Here is a 19,216-nt window from a genome sequence, read left to right as displayed (position 1 = left end):
GCTATCGAAATGTTTCTACATGCGATTCTCGTGATTATGAATTACGTTTGTAAAAAATATATATATAAATATGAAAAAAAGATTATTTTATCTAATCCTGTTTTTATGTGTAGGACTTTCTAAGGTTACAGCACAAACAAGAGTTATAGGTAATGTACATTCTGATAAAACAGATGAGAATTTATATGGTGTAAAAGTTATTTTGGCCAGCCCTGATGAGAAAGTTTATTATGATCAAACATTTACAGATCTTGTAGGGAATTTTTCTCTTAAATCAAGAGGTACTAATGCAAAATTAATTTTAAGATTATCGGGTTATAAAACTTCATACATTTTTACTGAAACGGTTAATAAAAGTACGGATATAGGTACGATATTTATGGAAGAAGAGATTGTTAAGCAAGCTACTAATGAATCATCTTTAGTCGATTTAGCTGTAATTAGAAAATCTCCTATTTCTTCTGTTACGTTGCTCGAAAACCAAGGATTTAATACGAATTCAAACAAAGATTTCATCGAACGCACTTCTAATATTGCAGGTGTTTATACAACTACAATGGGGGGAGGCTATAGTGATGCTCAAATGCGTATGCGTGGTTACAACCAGGCAAATATAACTCCTATACTTGATGGTATTGCGCTTAATAATCCTGAAACGGGTCTTATTAGTTGGAATTTTATTGCTCCTAATGCCGATGCTTTGCAGTCAGTGCAGTTGCAAAAAGGGCTTGGGGCTTCTAAATTAGTAAATGCCTCAGTAGCAGGAACTATTAACTTCATGTTAAAGGATCCTTTTGTAGATAACGGTAACTATTTTTCACTTTCTACGGGTAATAATGGTGCTTACAAATACGCTATTAATGGTTCCTTAGGGAATATTAAAAAAGGTTTTGGTTTGAATTTAGCGCTTAACCATACTAATGGCGTAGGTTATATGAATAATACAGGTTTTAATGCTACTGGGTATTATTTAGCTATGGGTTTTACAAATGAGAAAAATCGCTTTGTATTAAAATTGTTAGGCAGTCCGCAATGGCATGATATGAATAATAGGATTGAATCTTTAGGAAAAATAACGGCTACAGATGGTTCTATTGATGCTTACTATAATCATAACTCAGGTATGTATAATGGACAAGCGTTAAATATGTATACTCAAACTAGTCATGTACCTACCTCTACTTTAGAATGGGAATATAAGCCAAATTCGAAAAATAGTATATCCTTAAAAGCCTATAGTCAGCTTGGTTTTTCATCACAAACAGACATCGTAGGTGAAAACCCATTTCTGAGCTACTCTCCTTTTCAAACTAAGGATAGACAGATTGACTTTGATTATATTAGAGGTTACAACACTAGGTCAGTTTATTATAAAGATAGTAATAATAATGATGTTCCTTATTATAACTGGTTGTATGATAATGGTCAATGGATTGCTTATGCGAGAAGTAAAGTTGCAATCCCTAATGGAAAGCTTTTATTCTTGAATTCTGGTTATAATACACAGCGAACTACAGGGTTATCATTAGTTGAAAATTACAAAGGGACTAAAGTTTTTGGAGGGTTATTAAATTACCAAGTGCAACCTTTTTCTTTTATGAAACTTAATGTAGGTTTGGATTTCAGACGTTCTACTTACACTAACAAACGTTTTGTAAATAATTTATTTGGAGCAGATGGATATCGTTTTGATCCACAACAAAGTAGAACGGCATATACGACTGATCTTTTCAATGCAAAAGATCATATGTTTGATCCTTTTTATAAGCCAAAAAGTGCTGCAGTAGATTATAATAATGATAATAATATTACTTATGGTGGTGCGTATACACAGGTTGAATTTAATTTTAATAAATTTAACATCTTAGCTCAAGGTGGTTATAACAGAAATGAATATTATAAACGTAGTTATAATTTGTTCAATTCGGAAATATCTAATGATTCTGAAGTGGTAAAACTGGATGGTTACAATGCTAAAATTGGGGTGAACTGGAATATTAGTAAAAATCATAATGTTTGGGGTAATTTTGGGGTAGTTTCTCGTGTTCCTATTTTTAGTTATGTTTTTGAGACGTATAGTATTAACCCTAATCAGCGTTACATAAATGAGAAATTTAGAGCGGCTGAAATTGGATATACATTCTTGTCTAAAAAAGTTAATTTCAATGTGAGTACTTATGCTAATCGATTGCTTGATTCTGTTGAGCCATTTGCCGATAGTGATGGTTTTTGGGGGATAAGTGAAGGGATTACAAAGGTTAATTATGGAATTGAATTAGACGGGGTAGTACAGTTAACTAAATTTTTAGATGTATTTACTAGTCACAATTTCGGGGTTTGGAAATACGATAGCGATGCTTCGTTTACTAATTTACAATATGACCCTCAAGTGGATGTTTATCCTGAAGTAAGTACTTTATATGTTAAAGATGTGAAAGTAGGTGGAGCACCACAATGGATGAGTAGTTTAGGGGTTAATGTTAAGCCTTTCAGAGGATTTAATGTTAAGGTAAATGCTAAGTACCATGATCTTTTTTATTCAAACACAGCTGTTGAGCAATTTGATCCTATTTGGTACGAAACAGCTTATGCTACTAAAGAAATGCAATTACCAAGTTTTACACTCTTAGATGCATCTATTGATTATGAATTAAAATTAAAAAATAACCAACGTGTGTTTTTAGGATATAGTATGAACAATGTTTTAGATACACGTTACATTACTGAATCTACCACAAGTTTTGGTAATGATCAAATTAAACCGAATACTAACACTACCTATGGTCAGGCATTTCCAAATGGTTTTAAAGATATAAATGGAGCAAATACAGCTTTTTTCGGATTTGGTCGTACATGGAATTTCGCTGTGAAATATAAGTTCTAAGTTTTTTAACGAATATTTAAACTTTATTTAAAACCGTAGAAAACAATCTACGGTTTTTTTTTTCTGTGCATACTTTTTTTTTGTTCTTTTGTTTAACTCAAATCTATTGTATATGAAAGTTTTAAAAATTTATGTATTCGTTTTAAGTCTTTTAGCAGTCGCTTGTCAAAAGGAAGAATTGCCTAAAGATCCCGTTTCGGATTCTCAGGTAATATCAGTTGGTAATTGTTTAAATTTGCCGAAAAATTTAAGAGCAGGAGATCAATACGTTGATCCATATACTGAAGGGGTTACTTATAATTTGAGAGCTAATCGAAATATACCTTTAGTTTTTAATATTATAGAAAGTGAAGGAGGGCGTAAGATCGATGCTGTAACAATTGAAAAACAAATTGAAATTCTTAACTCTATGTTTTCAGGAACTGATGCTGATTTTAGTGAATACACTTCTACAGTATTTCAGTCGTTAGCAGCAGGTGATACAAAACTACGCTTCTATTTAAAGAAAGTTAATAGGATACAGTCGCCTTATGGTATTCAACTTGGAAAATCGGAATGGTTTAAAACTTCACAGTACGGAATCGTACCTACAACTCCTAATAAATGTATAAATGTTTATATTTCTGATAAGGTATATGATGAAGAAGGATCTTTTTTCTCAGGGTATTCTTCAATTCCAGGAGTTGATAAGTCTACAGAAGGGGTTGTAGTTAATTCTCTTTGTTTTTATGATCCTGCCCCTACTAATGTAAGTATTAAAAATAACGGTCTGTCTAAAGGGAAATTATTAGGACATGAAATAGGTCATCTTTTAGGTTTATGGCATACTTCGGGTATGTATGGTGACTGTTCTTCGGATAAAGTTTCTGATACTCCGCAAAACAGTAAAGAACACATGGGAATAGTTTATGATTTTATCTACGAAACATGTGAAGGGGAATCACGAAAAATACTTTTCTGTAATTATATGGAATATGTTTATGAAACGCAAAGAACGATGTTTACTAAAGGACAAAAAAATAAAATGCTTTATAACTTTAGATCAGGTGGCACGCATCAATTCTTAGGGTTTTAGATTTAAATTCTATTTTTTTAAAAGAATAATATTTTTTTTAATTTATTTTAATACAGAGTAAGTTTATAAATATATATATGTAATAAATACTTATAGTAAAAAAACAAAAACCATCCTTATTTCGGGATGGTTTTTTTATTGCTCAAATATATATATATATCATTAGATTTCTTTATATGATTTTTTTATATTTGTTAGTAAATTAAAATTGTAATTATTTAATATCGAGACTGTATAAGTTGTTACTTTTTTGTATAAGACAAATAGCAACTAAAAATGATTATTCTTTGCATAGCAAGACAAATTGATTTTAATAGGTTGTTATTTTAAAAACCCTTAAAAAAAAGAATGTTGTAACCTAAAATATAGCCTTTTCATATATTATTGCGATGGTTTGCTTATTTAATTATGTTAAAAAAAATCACTTTTTCCTTTATCTTGTTTTCTTTATCGGTTTTTAGTCAAACTAAATTTGCAGGTATTGAATTTAATACTAGAGAAATTAAAGTTTTAGTGATTGAAACCAAGTCTGAAAATGCTAAGGAATTTAAACTTAAAAATTTTTGGACCGATCCTACGTATGTGATTCAAAACGAAGATCGTTTGATAATGGTAAGGAAAATAACAGAAGGTCTAATTGCTAATTTTCAGAAAGCTAAGTTAGAACAGAATGTTGAAATCGATAAAATATTTATAATTGGAGAAGTAGCCCTTTTCTCAGAGAGTGAAATGGTTGCCATTCAAAAAGATTTGCTTAAAAATAAAATCTCAAATATTGATTTTCTTGATAATAAGAAATCTTCAAAGTATTTATTCGACGGATTATTTGCAAATGTTAATAAAGAGGATGTTTTTTTAATTAATAGCAACGAAAATCAAACCACTTTTTGTGGCTATAATAAAAAAAATGAGTTTGTAAGCGGATCTCTTCAAAATAGTAGTTTTTCTAAAATAGACTTTTTACTAGATGCAACTAAAATTACAGAGTACACTAATTTGAATGATAATATAAAGCAATTATTTTATTATCATGATAATTTGAAAGATAAAAGCGCGATGTATTTAAGTGGAGAATTTGCTTGGGCTTCTTATACTTTGATCAATGGTGGTAGTATAGACAAGGAGTTCAATCCTATAGAACTTGGAGATTTAGAAAAGCATCAAAATAGCTTAGAGAAAAAGTTTAATCGCTATGAAGTTTTAGCTTCTGCTAATATAGAGGCGGAAAAAGTAATGTCTTATTATACTAAAAATGAGCTTACGGTTGGGAATAAATTATTAATGGAAATCTTAAAGAATGCTTCTGTTTTTAAAGAGACAGTACAATATTGTAAGCACGCACACAGAGCGAAATTGGCTAATTATTTGAGTTGCAAAATTCAATGATTCATATTCAATGTTAACAGTTTTAAGATGTAGTTGCTGATTAGAAATTATATTTAAAAAAACAAAACTGAAAAACCTCAAAAAAACAATACGGTAACTATTACTGAAACCTATAATTAAAACCTATGAAACAAAAATTACACTTTTTATTATTACTTAGTTTGTTTTATTACGGAACAAGCTCAGCTCAGTACCGAATATTCGGTAATATACGAAATGCAAAAGATGAAAATGTCTTTTCTGTAAAAGTGATTCTAACTACAGCAGATGAGAACAATTACATTCATCAAGTGTATACGGATAAGTCAGGTAATTTCTCGTTAAAAACAAAAGAGAAAACGGGTAAATTGATTCTTAAAGCACCTGGATATCAAACTTTGTATAAGTTTGTAGAAATTACAAACAATAAATTAGATGTAGGAATTCTTTACCTAGAAGAAGATTTATTGAAAAATTTAGAAAGTGAATCGGCCTTAGTCGATTTAGCTTTTCATAGAAAATCACCAACAGCTACAAATACTATTTTGGAGAATAATGAATTCAATCATAATAGCAACAAAGATTTTATAGAAAGAACGAATTTGTTACCTGGTGTGTATGCTAACCCTATGGGAGGGAGTTATGCGCAAAGTCAGATGCGTATGCGTGGATATAATGAAAATAACATTACGCCTCTTTTAGATGGTATTTCGTTAAGAGATTTTGAAAGTGGAGAAGTTAATTGGTCGTTTATAGCTCCAGCTAGTGATGCTCTCGATGCGATTCAGATTCAGCGCGGTCTTGGATCTTCTAAAATTGTTAACTCCTCAGTTGCGGGTACTGTAAACTTATTATTGCGAGATCCATTTGCTAAATATGATAATTATTTTTCAGCTGAAACAGGTAATAATGATTACAAAAAATACAGTTTGAGTTTGAACTCAGGCAATACTGACAAGGGTTTTGGGATTAATTTTACACTTTCTAATACTTCCGGAAATGGCTATTTTAGCGGAACTGATTTTAATGCCATTGGTTACTATTTAGGATTAGGTTATAAAACTCAAAAACATAAATTCACTTTAAAAGTATTAGGAGCACCTACATGGAATAACTTGAGAAATAAGATTTCTTCAATCAATGACATTTTGCAAGCAGATAATAGTATTGATACCAGATATAACCATGCTTATAATACTTATAATGGGCAATCAATTAGTTTAAACAGTAACGCTAATCATACTCCGTTTTCAAGTTTTGAATGGCAATATGCAATTAATAAAAATAATACGTTGGCCGTTAAAGGGTATGGGATTTATGGATACAACGCTTTTAAAGATTCTTCAGGAGCTGAAATTTATAGCGGGGTAAGTTCGTTTACAAATACTGATAATAATGTTGATTTTGATCGTATCAGATTGTATAACACAGCTGCGTTAGTTAATACCATTAAATTGTTAGATGGTTCTTTAATACCCAGCTTTTTAAGAGAAACGTATACAGTAGATGGTAAAAAACTGTTTTTAAACTCAACCGAATGGGATACTAAAACTTCAGGAGTATCGCTAGTTGAAACTGTGAGTCAGAAAAAAGTGTACGGAGGTTTATTGAACTATGCGAGTAATTTAACGTCTAAGTTGAAATTAGATGTCGGATTAGATGCTAGAAAATCGGTTTCTAGAAACACAAAATATCTTAATAATTTACTAGGAGCTGATGGTTATTTGATTGATCAGTTGCAAAATAAGACTCAATTTACAACTGAAACTTTTAGTTTGAAAGATAATTTGTTTAATGTATTTAAGCCTATTGATGCTCAAAAAATTGATTTCGATAAGGAGAATATTAGTTTGTATTACGGTGCATTTGCTCAGGTACAGTTGAATTTGAAAAAAATTAATTTCTTATTGCAAGGAGGTTACAGTCAGAATGATTTTAGTAAACGTATGATTGATGTTCTTGATCAAGGAATTTCTGAAGAGTCTGAGCATGTACGTCTGGATTCTTACAATGTGAAATTTGGCGCAAACTGGAATATGACTGCTAAAAGTAATATTTGGTTTAATACAGGTTTAGTATCAAGGGTTCCTATTGCTAATTATGTTTTTGATTTTTATACGAACAACATCAATGCAGGTTTCAAAAACGAAGATTTTAAAGCAGTTGAGATGGGGTATACGTTCTTGTCTAAAAAGTTTAATTTGAATTTAATTGCCTATGGTAACTTCTTGAGTAACTCTACTGAACAGTTATTTGAAACAGGTTATGGGATTACAGGATTTACGCATCAACTTAGTAAGCGAAATACTGGTGTTGAATTAGATTTTACGTATAAACCTTTTAATAGATTAACATTTTATTCAAGTCATTCTTATGCGCAATGGCTGTATACTAAAGACGGTAAGTACACGGAGTACGAAAATAATCAAACTACTGATTTGTACATCAAAGATACTAACATTGGGGGCGCTCCACAGTGGATGAGTAGTCTTGCTATAATGGTTGAGCCGTTTAAAAACTTAACTTTTAATGTGAGTGGTAAGTATCATGATAATTTTTATAGTAATACTCCAGCTGAACAATTTGACCCAATTTGGTATCCAAACAGCTTTGCCAAGTCTGATTTGAAACTTCCGTCATTTGTGTTGTTTGATGCAGCTTTGAAGTATAAAATCAAATTATTAAATGAACATCTTGTAAATATTGGTTTTGCTATGAATAATGTTTTTGACACGGTTTATATTAATGAATCTACTAGAAGTTTTAATAACAATCAATTTGTGCCAAATAGTAATATGAATTATGAAAGTCAATATGGTAGCAGTTTTAAAAATGTGAACAATGCCAATACAGCTTTCTTTGGTCCTGGACGTACTTGGAATTTTGCAGTACAATACAGATTCTAAATACCATTATTTTACAATTTTAAAAACCATCTCTGTTTCGGGGATGGTTTTTTTATTTCTGAAAAATTTCTACAACATAAGAGGGCTCAATAAGAATTTTTTTATATTTGTGTGTAAACTAAAAAAAAACTATGATGACTCAAAGACTAATCAAGCTTTATTTGGCAGTGCTTTGTTTCTTTTCCATACAAAATATATATTGTCAAGGACTTTATGCTGGAATTGAAATTGGGAGTAAAGGGGTGAAGACGTCGGTACTCGATGTGGATAACATCAAAAAAGGAGATTACGAAATCAAATCATTTTGGACTGAGAATGTCGGAATTGCTAAGGGGATTGCAATCGATGGCAAATTAGCTGTTGAAGATATTAAAAAGGCGGGTGAAACGGTTTTAGCTAGTTATCTTAAAATTAAAAATGAATTTAAAGTTCCAGAAGATAATATTTTTATAGTGGGGTCTTCTGGTGTAGGGATGGCTTCAAATACGAAGGATCTTATAGATGTAGTACAGAAGCTTACTGGTAAAGATTTAGATTTTATCGATGCTCAAATGGAAGGGAAAATGTTGTTGAAAGGTTGTATTCCTCCAGTTGATTATGCTAATTCTACCGTCTTAGATATCGGGGGAGGAAATACTAAAGGTGGATTCGTTGATACTTACAATGATAACAATTTTGTTTTTTTTCCGCTTTCATTCAATTATGGTACTATAACTCTTACCGAAACGATCAACAAAAAAGTGAAGTCTGATAGCAATGCTGACTTTATTGAAAAACTTTTTGGTACACTTCCTAGCTTGCGAGAAAAAATAAAAAATATGTATAATTCAAAGCCTCTTGCATTGGATAAACCAAATTTATACATGTCGGGTGGAGCCGTTTGGGCGTTTTTTACCTTGTATAATGGGCAAGAAGCTAAGAATAACTTTAGTGCTTTTACACTTGAAGAAGTTATCAATTTTGATGCGATGATTAAAAACAATTTTTCAAAATTTGAAGAATTAGCAAAACAAAATAAAGAAGTGGAACGTGTACTAAAAACGTATTCTCAAAAACATCTAATTGCTGGGGCTAATTTAATACTAGTGTGTTTAGAAGATATTCCAAATATTAATAATAAGAAACTTTTTTTTGCTAAACAGGGTCAAATAGCGTGGCTAGTGTCTTATATTGTTGACCGTTCCAAAAAAATTAAAAAAGTGTGGTAAAACACACTTTTTTAGCTCTCAAATAAACTAACTATACCTAAACGATTACCATGAAAGTAAAGACTAATTTATTTGTCTACTTTTTTACTTGCTATTCATTATTACTATCTGCTCAAGAAAAAATGGCATGCATTGCCTTTGATGAAAATAAACTAAAAGTACTTTTAGTGGAAGTCAAAGATCGAAAAAGTAAAGATTTGCGAATGCGGAATTTTTGGTCAGAAAGGCTGAAAACACAGCCTATTTCTTCGCTTACACCTAACGATATTGCTGATGCTTTAATTGAAAATATAAAAAAACTAAATTTTGAAAGTAGCATTTCAAATGATAAAATTTATATCCTCAGCGAAAGTCAACTTTTTGACGAAACCGCTATAAAGCAAATCCAACAGAAATTAAGTTTAATTCAATTTAAGAATATCAATTTTATTGGGCCTGCTGAAAACTGTAAATTAGTTTTTGAAAGTTTGCAACTTCCAGATAAATCAATGGTAATTGATGCTAATTTTGAACATACTTATGTAATAGGTCATTCTGTATCAGGTGTTTCTAAAAATGGTTTCGGTGGGATTGAGTTGAAAAACACAGACTATAAGTCGATAGAATCTGGTGTATTGAATTTAGAGGCCTATAAAACAAATTTAAATAGACATGTAAACGACTTGTTTTTGGCTAATGATTTTTCAAAGAAAAATGAAGCAATTTATCTTACAGGTGATTGGTCATGGGCCTTTTATACACTGTTTGGTGGAGGATCTCTTCAAAATGAATTTGCCGAAATTAAACTCGAGGATCTTCAAAAACATCAAGTTACTTTGGAACAAAAGTTCTACCGTTATGAGAGTTTAGCTACTGCCAATATAGAGGGTGAGCGGGTGCTTAAAAATTTTAATAAAGAGCAACTTCTGGTAGGTAATTCAATTCTTCTTAGTCTTCTTGATCATTTGAAGGATAGCAAGGACAAGCGTCTGTTTTATGCTCAAAATTTTGCTAAAGCTAAAATGCTATACTATTTAAAAAACAAACTATAATCATCTTTTTATACATTATTATACACCTATGAGTTTAATGAAAAATATCTATTTATGCTGCATGATACTTGTGTCTGGTTTATTTCAGGCTCAATATAGAATTATTGGTAATGTAAGAACCGAAAGTAATGATCAGAATTTAGCCAATGTAAAAGTGATTTTTTCTAGAGGTGATGAGAAAACTTTTTTCGATCAAACCTTTACGGATAATAATGGAAATTTTGTGCTTGAATCTACTGATAAATTAGGGAAGCTAATTTTTAGACAAAAGGGGTATAAGTCTGTTTACAAATTTCTTGAACTAAAAGAGCCTACTACTGATATTGGAACCTTTTATTTAGAAGAATTGTTAGTTAAAGAATTAGAAAGCGAATCAGCCTTAGTCGATTTAGCTTTTTATAGAAAATCACCTACAGCAACTTCTACTTTATATGAAAGTCAAAATTTCAATACTAATTCAAATAAGGATTTTATAGAAAGAACCGCTTATTTACCGGGTGTATATACGACAACTTTAGGAGGTGGTTTTGCTGACGCCCAAATTCGTATGAGAGGATATGATGAAACCAGTATTACCCCCATAGTTGATGGTATTTCATTGCGAAATTTCGAGACTGGTACTATTAATTGGAGTTTTATTGCTCCTATATCGGATGCTTTAGATGCAATTCAGATTCAGCGCGGTTTGGGATCATCTAAACTTAATGCTTCAGTTGCGGGTACTATGAATTTTATATTGAGAGATCCTTTCAAAGCTAATGGTAATTTTATAGCAACTGCTACTGGTAATGATGGCTATGCTAAGCATTCTATTAATTTATCTTCTGGTGAAATTAAAAAAGGTTTTGGGGTCAATTTTACTTTAACAAGTACTAAGGGTGATGGTTATGTTCGAAATACGGATTTCAATGCTTTAGGGTATTATTTAGCTTTAGGTTACAAAGCTCAAAAAAATACATTTGTTTTTAAATTATTAGGAGCACCTACACATAGAAATACCAATAATAAAATTGCAACTATTGATGCTTTGTATAAATATCATGGAGGTGTTGATAATCGTTATAATTTCACATACGGTAATTATAAAGGACAAAAGATTTCGTTGTTCGAAAATACAGTCCATATGCCTATGGCTACTTTAGAATGGAAATACGATATTAATGCTAACAATACATTAACAGCAAAAGGATATGGAATTTTTGGGGTTTCAGGACAAACCCGTTATGCTGGAACTGACCCTTCCTTTACTACAGGTAATTTTTATACCGCTAATGGGACTTTAGATTTTGATTTTATTGAAAGATACAACCGCGGTTTAGCTACTAATACCATTGAGTATGAAGATATGTTGATCCCTGATTATTTGCGTACTACTTTAAATGATTCAAATGGTAATCCAAAATTTTTAAATTCGATAGATTGGGAAACGGAAAGTTCTGGATATTCTTTAGTTAACTTGTTAGAGAAGAAAACAAGTTATGGTTTACTACTGAATTATACTACTAAGTTAGATACTCGCTTTAAATTAGATACAGGTATTGAGGCACTTCGCTCAATGGCTACCCAAACTAAGTATTTAGGAAATTTATTCGGGGCAGATGGTTATATAATTGACCCGAATACAGCTAATACTTTTACTACGGAAACCTATAATTTGAGTACAGATTTGTTAAATGTTTTTGAAAAAACGGATAAGCAAAAAATTGATTTTTATAATAAGAATTATGCCGATTATGTAGGGATGTTTTCACAGTTAGAATTCAATACGAGTCAGTTTAATTTTCTATTGCAAGGAGGTTATAGTTTTAATCAATATTATAAAACTTCATTCGATTTATACGATAATGCAAAACAGGAAGATTCTAAAAAAGTTAATTTAGATAATTTTCATGCTAAATTTGGAGTTAACTGGAATATCAATAGGACTAATAACATTTGGTTGAATCTTGGAATTGTAAATAGAGCACCTATTTTTAATAGTGTTTTTAAAATGAACAATGCAGAAACGACTATGATGTACGGTAAGGAAAAATTTAGAGCTGCTGAATTTGGATATTCTTATATTGCTAAGCGTTTTAATTTGAATTTTGCTACTTATTATAATGCGCTTTTCGATTCAACGCTTCCGTTAAATGACATTACCTTAGGTTACATTGGTGTTACTGATCGAATTAATAAAACTAATATTGGAGCAGAATTAGATTTAACATTTAGGTTGTTGGCTAATTTAACTATAGCGTCTAGTAATTCATATGCGCATTGGTTATATGATACTGATGCACAGTATGTTGATTTTGATCCCAAAAATCCTACAACAAATTTATTTATAAAAAATAAAGAAGTGGGTGGAGCGCCACAATGGATGAGCTCGTTGAGTTTGTTGTTTCAGCCATTTAAAAATTTCACATGGACCTTAGCGGGAAAATACCATACACATTTCCATAGCAATACAGCTCCTGAACAATTTGACCCTTACTATTACCCAAGATCATATGCTTCTGATTTAATTGAATTGCCTGATTTTACACTTTTTGATACAGCATTGAAATACAAATTGCAATTAAAGAATAAGCATGCTGTAATGTTTGCTTTGGCAATGAATAATATACTTGATACTTTATATATTAATGAATCCACAAGAAGTTATGCAAATAGTCAAGTGAAGCCTAATGGGACTACTTACGGGGAGTTCACTTCAAATCGTTTTAAAGGTGTTAACGGAGCTAATGCTGCTTTCTTTGGTTTAGGAAGAACTTGGAACTTTGGAGTGCAATATTCTTTCTAATTCAAAAAATTAATAATTGCTAAAAAACCTCAATTTAAATTTGAGGTTTTTTTGTGTTTTTATTAAAAAAAAGTAAAATATTCAGCGGTCATAAGTGATGCATTTTCAAATTGTTATAAATATTTAAACTTGTTAAAAAATGATTGTATAATTCAGAAAACTATTAATTTTGTATCTCAAATAAAAACTAAAAAAAATGCTCCAAAAAATTTTTTTAACCGTTCTTTTGATGTTGCTTACTCCCTGTTTTTTAAACGCTCAAGGCTTGTATGCAGGTATTGAAGTTGGAAGTAAAGGAATCAAAATCTCTGTAATAGATGTTCAAAATATTAAAAAAAGTGTTTATACTGTAAAGGATTTTTGGACGGAGAATGTTGGTATCGCTAGGAGTATATCGATAGATGGCAACCTTGGTAAAGAAGAGATTGAAAAAGCCAGTAATGTAGTTTGGAAGAATTACCAAAAACTTAGAGATGAATTTAAGGTTGATGATTCCAGAATTTTTATCGTGGGATCTTCAGGGGTAGCTATGGCTAAAAATACCCAAGTTTTAGCCGATAAAATAAAAGAAACTACTCATAAAAATATTGAGTTTATCAACTCTAAATTAGAAGCTAAATTATTGCTAAAGGGGGGTATCCCTCCGAAGTATTTTACCAATTCATTAATTTTAGATATTGGTGGGGGTAATACTAAAGGTGGCTATGTAGAAGAGTTTACTGAAGAAAATATTGTATTCTATCCACTTAATTTAGATTATGGTACAATAACTTTGACAGAAGCTATCAATAAAAAGACCAATACAGGTGCTAAATATAGTGAGTATGTAGAGGCTAACTTTAAGCACTTAACTACGCTTAGGGAAGGTGTAATAAAGATGTATAACGAGCACCCAAACGCACATAATAAAACAAATGTTTATTTTTCAGGGGGTGCGGTATGGGCTTTTTACACTTTGTATTTTGAGATGGGCGCCAAAGATAATTTTAATGCTTTTACTTATGATGATTTAGTCAATTATAATTTTATATTACAAAATAATTTTAAAAAGTTTGAACAATTAGCGTTAACTAATCCTGAGGTTGATAAAGTTATAAAAACGTATTCTCAAAAACATTTGATTGCAGCAAATAGTATCTTGTTAACTAGTTTGGAGGAATTGAAGAGTTTTAAATCGAAGAAATTGTTTTTTGTGAAACAAGGTCAAATAGCTTGGTTACTGGCTTATGTGGCTGACTCTGCAAAAGGAGCAAGGGTTATTTTTTAAAGGGCTTAAAAAAAAACTGCTTTTCATAATTGAAAAGCAGTAATTGTAGGTTTAGGGCAAAAAAGGCGGATTACATTTTTTTAGTAATATCTTTCTTGTATTTGTTTAATAGGGCTTTAGTCATACCTAAGTTTGCACGAGTTGAATCTACAGCTAAATAAATAAAATATTCATTGTTTTCAGAGATATCAATAATGTGAATTTGTGATTTTAGATTAATCATGATATCTTCAATCGATTCATTTAATCCCAATGCATTAATCGCATTCAATTTAGCTTTTACAACTTCTAAGTTAAAAGCAGAAGCTAATTCAGGATCAAAGTTTGGATCAGCAGATAAAGTGTAATACGAGATTCCGCTTTTAATTTCTGCAATTGCTACCGCTACAAATCCTGGAACGTTTGTTTTTAAATCTTCACCAAATTGTTTTAAAAAATCAGACATGGGTTTTGTGTTTTATGTGTTAAATTTACTATGCAAAAGTACGTCTGATGTTATTTTTTTTAATAAAAAGTAGTGTAGAAATAATTCTACGATGTGTTGTTTTTACTAAGTCTTAATTAGTAGGTGGTTTTTTTTTTGGTTTTTTTCGATGTTTCTGGAATTTTATTAGGTAAAAACAAAGGCTACCCGAAAAGGATAGCCTTCTATTTAAGAAGCAATTTCTAAACGTTTCAATAAATTTTTGTTTAAAGCGATTTCTACATACTCTTGGTCAATATGCAAGGTTTTCTCTTCCGAACTTGGAATTTCATACATCGCATCGGTCAAGATAGCTTCGCATAACGAACGCAAACCACGTGCTCCTAATTTGTATTCTAAGGCTTTGTCAACAATAAAATCCAAGGCTTCCTCTGTTATAGTGAACTCAATGTCATCCATTTCAAATAATTTCTTGTATTGCTTGATTAAAGCGTTTTTAGGCTCTGTTAAGATTGCACGTAAGGTTTCTTTGTCTAACGGGTCCATGTGTGTTAAAACCGGCAAACGACCAATGATTTCCGGAATCAATCCAAAATCTTTGATGTCTTTTGGAACTACGTATTGCAATAAATTAGTTTCATCTATTTTATCCGTTTCCATAGAAGCACCAAATCCCATAGCTTGACGGTTCAGACGTTTTGAGATAATACGCTCAATTCCGTCAAAAGCACCACCAGCGATGAATAAAATATCTTTTGTATTTACTTCCACAAATTTTTGGTCTGGATGCTTACGTCCACCTTTTGGCGGTACATTTACCACCGTTCCTTCTAAAAGTTTCAGCATGGCTTGTTGCACACCTTCCCCAGAAACATCTCTTGTAATGGAAGGATTGTCGCTTTTACGAGCAATTTTATCAATCTCATCAATAAAAACGATACCTCTTTCTGCTTTAGCCACATCATAATCAGCAGCCTGTAATAAGCGAGTTAAAATACTCTCAACATCCTCACCTACATAACCAGCTTCTGTTAAAACCGTAGCATCCACAATAGCTAAAGGAACATCTAGCATTTTAGCAATAGTTTTAGCTACCAATGTTTTTCCTGTACCCGTTTGTCCTACCATGATAATGTTTGATTTTTCAATTTCCACATCATCTCCTTGGTCTTGTTGCATCAATCGTTTGTAGTGATTGTAAACCGCAACAGCTAATACTTTCTTGGTTTGCTCTTGCCCAATCACATATTTATCTAAAAACGCTCTAATTTCTTTAGGTTTACTCAACACCAAATCAGAAGCTTTTTTAGATATGCCACTGGCTTTTAATTCCTCCAAAACAATCCCATGAGCCTGCTCAATACAATGGTCACAAATATGCGCATCGATACCTGCAATCAATATATTGGTGTCGGCTTTTCTCCTCCCACAGAAGGAACATTCAAAATTTTCTTTCTTTGCCATTTTTTTACAGTTATCAGTTATCAGTTGTCAGTAATCAGTTACGTGTTGTCATCACTAAAAGTTGCATATAGCGAACACTAAGTGCTGAATACTGAACACTAAATACTGAATACTAAATTTATCTTCTTAAAACTTCATCAATCATTCCGTATTCTTTCGCTTCATCGGCTTTCATCCAATAATCGCGCTCTGAATCTTTGTATACTTTATCGAAAGGTTGTTTAGAGTGTTTTGAAATAATTTCATACAACTCTTCTTTTAACTTCAACATTTCTTTTAAGTTAATTTCCATGTCTGTAGCTACCCCTTGCGCTCCACCTGAAGGTTGATGAATCATCACACGTGAGTGAGGTAAGGCAGAACGTTTTCCATCGGCACCGGCACATAATAACACAGCTCCCATAGATGCGGCCATACCTGTACAAATAGTAGCTACATCTGGTTTTACAAACTGCATTGTATCATAAATACCCAAACCAGCATATACACTTCCTCCAGGAGAGTTGATGTACAATTGAATATCTTTAGAAGCATCTACACTTTCTAAGAATAATAATTGCGCTTGAATAATATTAGCTACATAATCGTCAACTCCTGTCCCTAAAAAGATAATTCTATCCATCATTAAACGCGAAAAAACGTCTAATTGTGAAATATTTAATTGTCTTTCTTCAATAACATAAGGCGTCATACTTCCTACGATTTTGTCGTAATACATACTGTTTACCCCGTGATGCTTGGTAGCATATTTTTTAAATTCCTTTCCGTAGTTCATTTTTTATCAGTTTAAAAGTTTAACGTTTGAAAAAGTTTACATCGGCTTTTTTCAAATGGATTAAACGAATTACAATTTTTAGACCTTTTTCTTTTTTGTGACAGTTTGTCAATAAAAAAGCGCCAAATGAAACATTTGACGCTCAAACTTACGTATTTTTTTAGATTTACGCTTGTGTAAAAACATAAAAAATACAAAAGTCAGTCCTTCTTTTTTCTATTTAAAAAAATAATAAAAGAAAAAGGTAAACCTTATATCAATTACATTTCACCGTAAGAAGCTTTTACGAAATCTTCGTAAGTTACCTCTTTAGTTGTTGCATTTAATTTTTCTTTGAATACGTTTAATAATCTTTCGCTCATTACTTGCTCAGACAAACGACGTACTTCATCTTGGTTAGTCATTACACGAGCAACGATGTTATCAACATCTTCTTGTGTAGGGTCCATTTGACCAAATTGAGCCATTTGTTTTCTGATGATATCACCAGCATACGCTTTTAAATCATCAAAAGTCACTTGTAAATTGTTTGAAGTGATGATTTTGCTTTCGATTAATTGGTAACGTAAACCGTTTTCAGAACGAGCGTACTCTACTTCAGCTTGCTCAGCTGTTAATGGCGTTTCACCTACTGTTTGAATCCATCTTTTTAAGAATTCAGCTGGTAATTCTACTTGGTGTGCGTTGATTAAGAATTCAGTAGCATCGTTGTAGAATTTTTGGTCAGCGTGTTGAGCAAACGTTTTCTCAGCATCTTCTTTGATTTTAGCTTTCAATTCATCTGTAGAAGTAACTTTTCCTTCACCAAATAACTTGTCGAATAACTCTTGGTTTAATTCTGCTGGTTCAGTTGTAGTAACTTCTTCGATTTTGAAATCAACATTGATATCTAAACCATGAACATCATCGTGACCAAGACCCATATAATCCATTAATTTATGGTCGTCGTTGAATAATCCTTTAGTAGGAACAGCAACTACATCACCTGCTTTTTTACCAATGAAAGACTCTGCTACGGCTTTGTTTTCAAAGATATCTAAAGTGATTTGAGCTGGTTTGTTGATTCCTTTTTCTTCGTTTACAAAAGTACCACGGATATCATCACCTTGTGCTACTTCCGCTTTAGGAGACATTTTTCCGAATTGTTTTTGAATTCTTACTACTTGCTCGTCTAATAATTTATCATCAGCCACAATGTTGTAGTACGTCAAATCATTTTTACCTTCTAAGTTTACGTCAAACTCAGGTGCTAAACCTAATTCGAATTCAAATTTGAAATCATCAGCATCCCAGTTGAAATCTTCAGTGAATTTAGGAAGTGGATTTCCTAAGATATCTAATTTTTCTTCAACTAAGAATTTATTTAAACTTTCTTGGATAAGCTTGTTTACTTCTTCTGCTAATACTGCTTTACCGTATTGTTTTTGTACTAATGACATAGGCACTTGACCTTTACGGAATCCAGGGATATTAGCGTTTTTACGGTAGTCTTGCAAAACTTTCTCTACCTTTTCTGCATAATCATTTTTTGCAACTTCTACAGTTACCACTGCGTTTAACGCATCGATATTGTTTTTTGTAATATTCATTTTGTATATTTTTTACGCAATAAAATTGGGTGGCAAAATTACATATTTTCTACCACCCAACAAATTTTATTTTATTAAAATCAACTTACTCGTAGTTAGTCTTTTATAAATTGATTCAAGACCCACTGCGAAACGGACATCAGGATACTAAAAATAAATGCCGTTCCGAAGGATGCGATGTCAAAACCATCGACTAATACATCACACAGCAACACCATACCCGCATTGATTACAAGCAGGAAAATCCCTAGTGTAACTACGGTAATAGGCAAGGTGAAAAACACCAAAATAGGTTTTAAAAAAGTGTTTAACAATCCTAAAACTATTGCCACAATTACTGCGGTGGTAATTTTATCTACTTCAACACCCGTTAGAAAATAAGACAAGGCTAACACGATAACGGTTGAAATAAGGAGTTTTTGTAAAAGTTTCATCTTAAATAT

At 31.7% G+C, this 19,216-nt stretch carries 13 protein-coding genes; 8 read left to right on the top strand and 5 right to left on the bottom strand.

Annotated features, from left to right (window positions below):
• The first annotated feature begins 70 nt into the window (after positions 1–70).
• The 8 genes from ACQY29_RS02160 to ACQY29_RS02125 all read left to right on the top strand — a co-directional run bounded on the left by ACQY29_RS02160 (position 71) and on the right by ACQY29_RS02125 (position 14,521).
• A complete protein-coding gene (locus ACQY29_RS02160) occupies positions 71–2,884 on the top strand; it encodes a TonB-dependent receptor plug domain-containing protein (protein ID WP_428223621.1) in 2,814 nt (937 codons plus the stop codon).
• Between the two features lie 112 nt (positions 2,885–2,996).
• Positions 2,997–3,959: a M43 family zinc metalloprotease gene (locus ACQY29_RS02155; RefSeq protein WP_428223620.1), complete on the top strand. Its 963-nt coding sequence runs from the start codon at positions 2,997–2,999 to the stop codon at positions 3,957–3,959.
• 408 nt (positions 3,960–4,367) lie between these two features.
• Complete coding sequence (locus ACQY29_RS02150; protein ID WP_428223619.1) at positions 4,368–5,345, top strand: hypothetical protein; 978 nt, start codon at positions 4,368–4,370, stop codon at positions 5,343–5,345.
• A 125-nt stretch (positions 5,346–5,470) separates the two neighbouring features.
• The gene (locus ACQY29_RS02145; protein ID WP_428223618.1) at positions 5,471–8,230 is read left to right on the top strand and encodes a TonB-dependent receptor; all 2,760 of its coding nucleotides are present in this window, start codon (positions 5,471–5,473) and stop codon (positions 8,228–8,230) included.
• 131 nt (positions 8,231–8,361) lie between these two features.
• On the top strand, positions 8,362–9,438 hold the full coding sequence (locus ACQY29_RS02140; RefSeq protein WP_428223617.1) for an exopolyphosphatase: 1,077 nt from the start codon (positions 8,362–8,364) through the stop codon (positions 9,436–9,438).
• A 122-nt stretch (positions 9,439–9,560) separates the two neighbouring features.
• Positions 9,561–10,469: a hypothetical protein gene (locus ACQY29_RS02135; RefSeq protein WP_428223616.1), complete on the top strand. Its 909-nt coding sequence runs from the start codon at positions 9,561–9,563 to the stop codon at positions 10,467–10,469.
• Positions 10,470–10,506: 37 nt separating this feature from the next.
• Positions 10,507–13,254, top strand: coding sequence for a TonB-dependent receptor plug domain-containing protein (locus tag ACQY29_RS02130; protein WP_428223615.1), 2,748 nt, complete (start codon positions 10,507–10,509; stop codon positions 13,252–13,254).
• Positions 13,255–13,450: 196 nt separating this feature from the next.
• The gene (locus ACQY29_RS02125) at positions 13,451–14,521 is read left to right on the top strand and encodes an exopolyphosphatase (RefSeq protein ID WP_428223614.1); all 1,071 of its coding nucleotides are present in this window, start codon (positions 13,451–13,453) and stop codon (positions 14,519–14,521) included.
• A gap of 70 nt (positions 14,522–14,591) precedes the next feature.
• On the opposite strand, the gene ACQY29_RS02120 is transcribed toward ACQY29_RS02125, so the two are convergent.
• From ACQY29_RS02120 to ACQY29_RS02100, 5 genes are all read right to left on the bottom strand, one after another.
• The gene (locus tag ACQY29_RS02120) at positions 14,592–14,966 is read right to left on the bottom strand and encodes a hypothetical protein (protein WP_428223613.1); all 375 of its coding nucleotides are present in this window, start codon (positions 14,964–14,966) and stop codon (positions 14,592–14,594) included.
• Positions 14,967–15,173: 207 nt separating this feature from the next.
• Positions 15,174–16,409 carry an ATP-dependent Clp protease ATP-binding subunit ClpX gene (gene clpX / locus ACQY29_RS02115; RefSeq protein ID WP_428223612.1) on the bottom strand — a complete coding sequence of 412 codons (1,236 nt, stop codon included), beginning with the start codon at positions 16,407–16,409 and terminating at the stop codon, positions 15,174–15,176.
• Between the two features lie 118 nt (positions 16,410–16,527).
• On the bottom strand, positions 16,528–17,184 hold the full coding sequence (gene clpP / locus ACQY29_RS02110; protein WP_428223611.1) for an ATP-dependent Clp endopeptidase proteolytic subunit ClpP: 657 nt from the start codon (positions 17,182–17,184) through the stop codon (positions 16,528–16,530).
• 260 nt (positions 17,185–17,444) lie between these two features.
• Positions 17,445–18,773: a trigger factor gene (gene tig / locus ACQY29_RS02105; protein WP_428223610.1), complete on the bottom strand. Its 1,329-nt coding sequence runs from the start codon at positions 18,771–18,773 to the stop codon at positions 17,445–17,447.
• A gap of 95 nt (positions 18,774–18,868) precedes the next feature.
• Positions 18,869–19,207, bottom strand: coding sequence for a phage holin family protein (locus tag ACQY29_RS02100; protein WP_428223609.1), 339 nt, complete (start codon positions 19,205–19,207; stop codon positions 18,869–18,871).
• Positions 19,208–19,216: the final 9 nt, after the last annotated feature.

This window comes from Flavobacterium sp. (genome assembly GCF_965262375.1).
Classification (GTDB): Bacteria; Bacteroidota; Bacteroidia; order Flavobacteriales; family Flavobacteriaceae; genus Flavobacterium.
The sequence above is the reverse complement of the archived record's forward strand: the minus strand, read 5'-3'. Positions and strand labels throughout refer to the sequence as shown.

Excerpts from the sequence above, each read along its gene's own strand:
- ACQY29_RS02130 (WP_428223615.1), top strand. The coding sequence starts at position 10,507 with ATGAAAAATATCTATTTATGCTGCATGATACTTGTGTCTGGTTTATTT.
- ACQY29_RS02155 (WP_428223620.1), top strand. The coding sequence starts at position 2,997 with ATGAAAGTTTTAAAAATTTATGTATTCGTTTTAAGTCTTTTAGCAGTC.
- ACQY29_RS02140 (WP_428223617.1), top strand. The coding sequence starts at position 8,362 with ATGATGACTCAAAGACTAATCAAGCTTTATTTGGCAGTGCTTTGTTTC.
- ACQY29_RS02120 (WP_428223613.1), bottom strand. The coding sequence starts at position 14,966 with ATGTCTGATTTTTTAAAACAATTTGGTGAAGATTTAAAAACAAACGTT.
- ACQY29_RS02135 (WP_428223616.1), top strand. The coding sequence starts at position 9,561 with ATGGCATGCATTGCCTTTGATGAAAATAAACTAAAAGTACTTTTAGTG.
- ACQY29_RS02100 (WP_428223609.1), bottom strand. The coding sequence starts at position 19,207 with ATGAAACTTTTACAAAAACTCCTTATTTCAACCGTTATCGTGTTAGCC.
- ACQY29_RS02125 (WP_428223614.1), top strand. The coding sequence starts at position 13,451 with ATGCTCCAAAAAATTTTTTTAACCGTTCTTTTGATGTTGCTTACTCCC.
- ACQY29_RS02145 (WP_428223618.1), top strand. The coding sequence starts at position 5,471 with ATGAAACAAAAATTACACTTTTTATTATTACTTAGTTTGTTTTATTAC.
- ACQY29_RS02150 (WP_428223619.1), top strand. The coding sequence starts at position 4,368 with ATGTTAAAAAAAATCACTTTTTCCTTTATCTTGTTTTCTTTATCGGTT.
- ACQY29_RS02160 (WP_428223621.1), top strand. The coding sequence starts at position 71 with ATGAAAAAAAGATTATTTTATCTAATCCTGTTTTTATGTGTAGGACTT.
- clpX (WP_428223612.1), bottom strand. The coding sequence starts at position 16,409 with ATGGCAAAGAAAGAAAATTTTGAATGTTCCTTCTGTGGGAGGAGAAAA.
- tig (WP_428223610.1), bottom strand. The coding sequence starts at position 18,773 with ATGAATATTACAAAAAACAATATCGATGCGTTAAACGCAGTGGTAACT.
- clpP (WP_428223611.1), bottom strand. The coding sequence starts at position 17,184 with ATGAACTACGGAAAGGAATTTAAAAAATATGCTACCAAGCATCACGGG.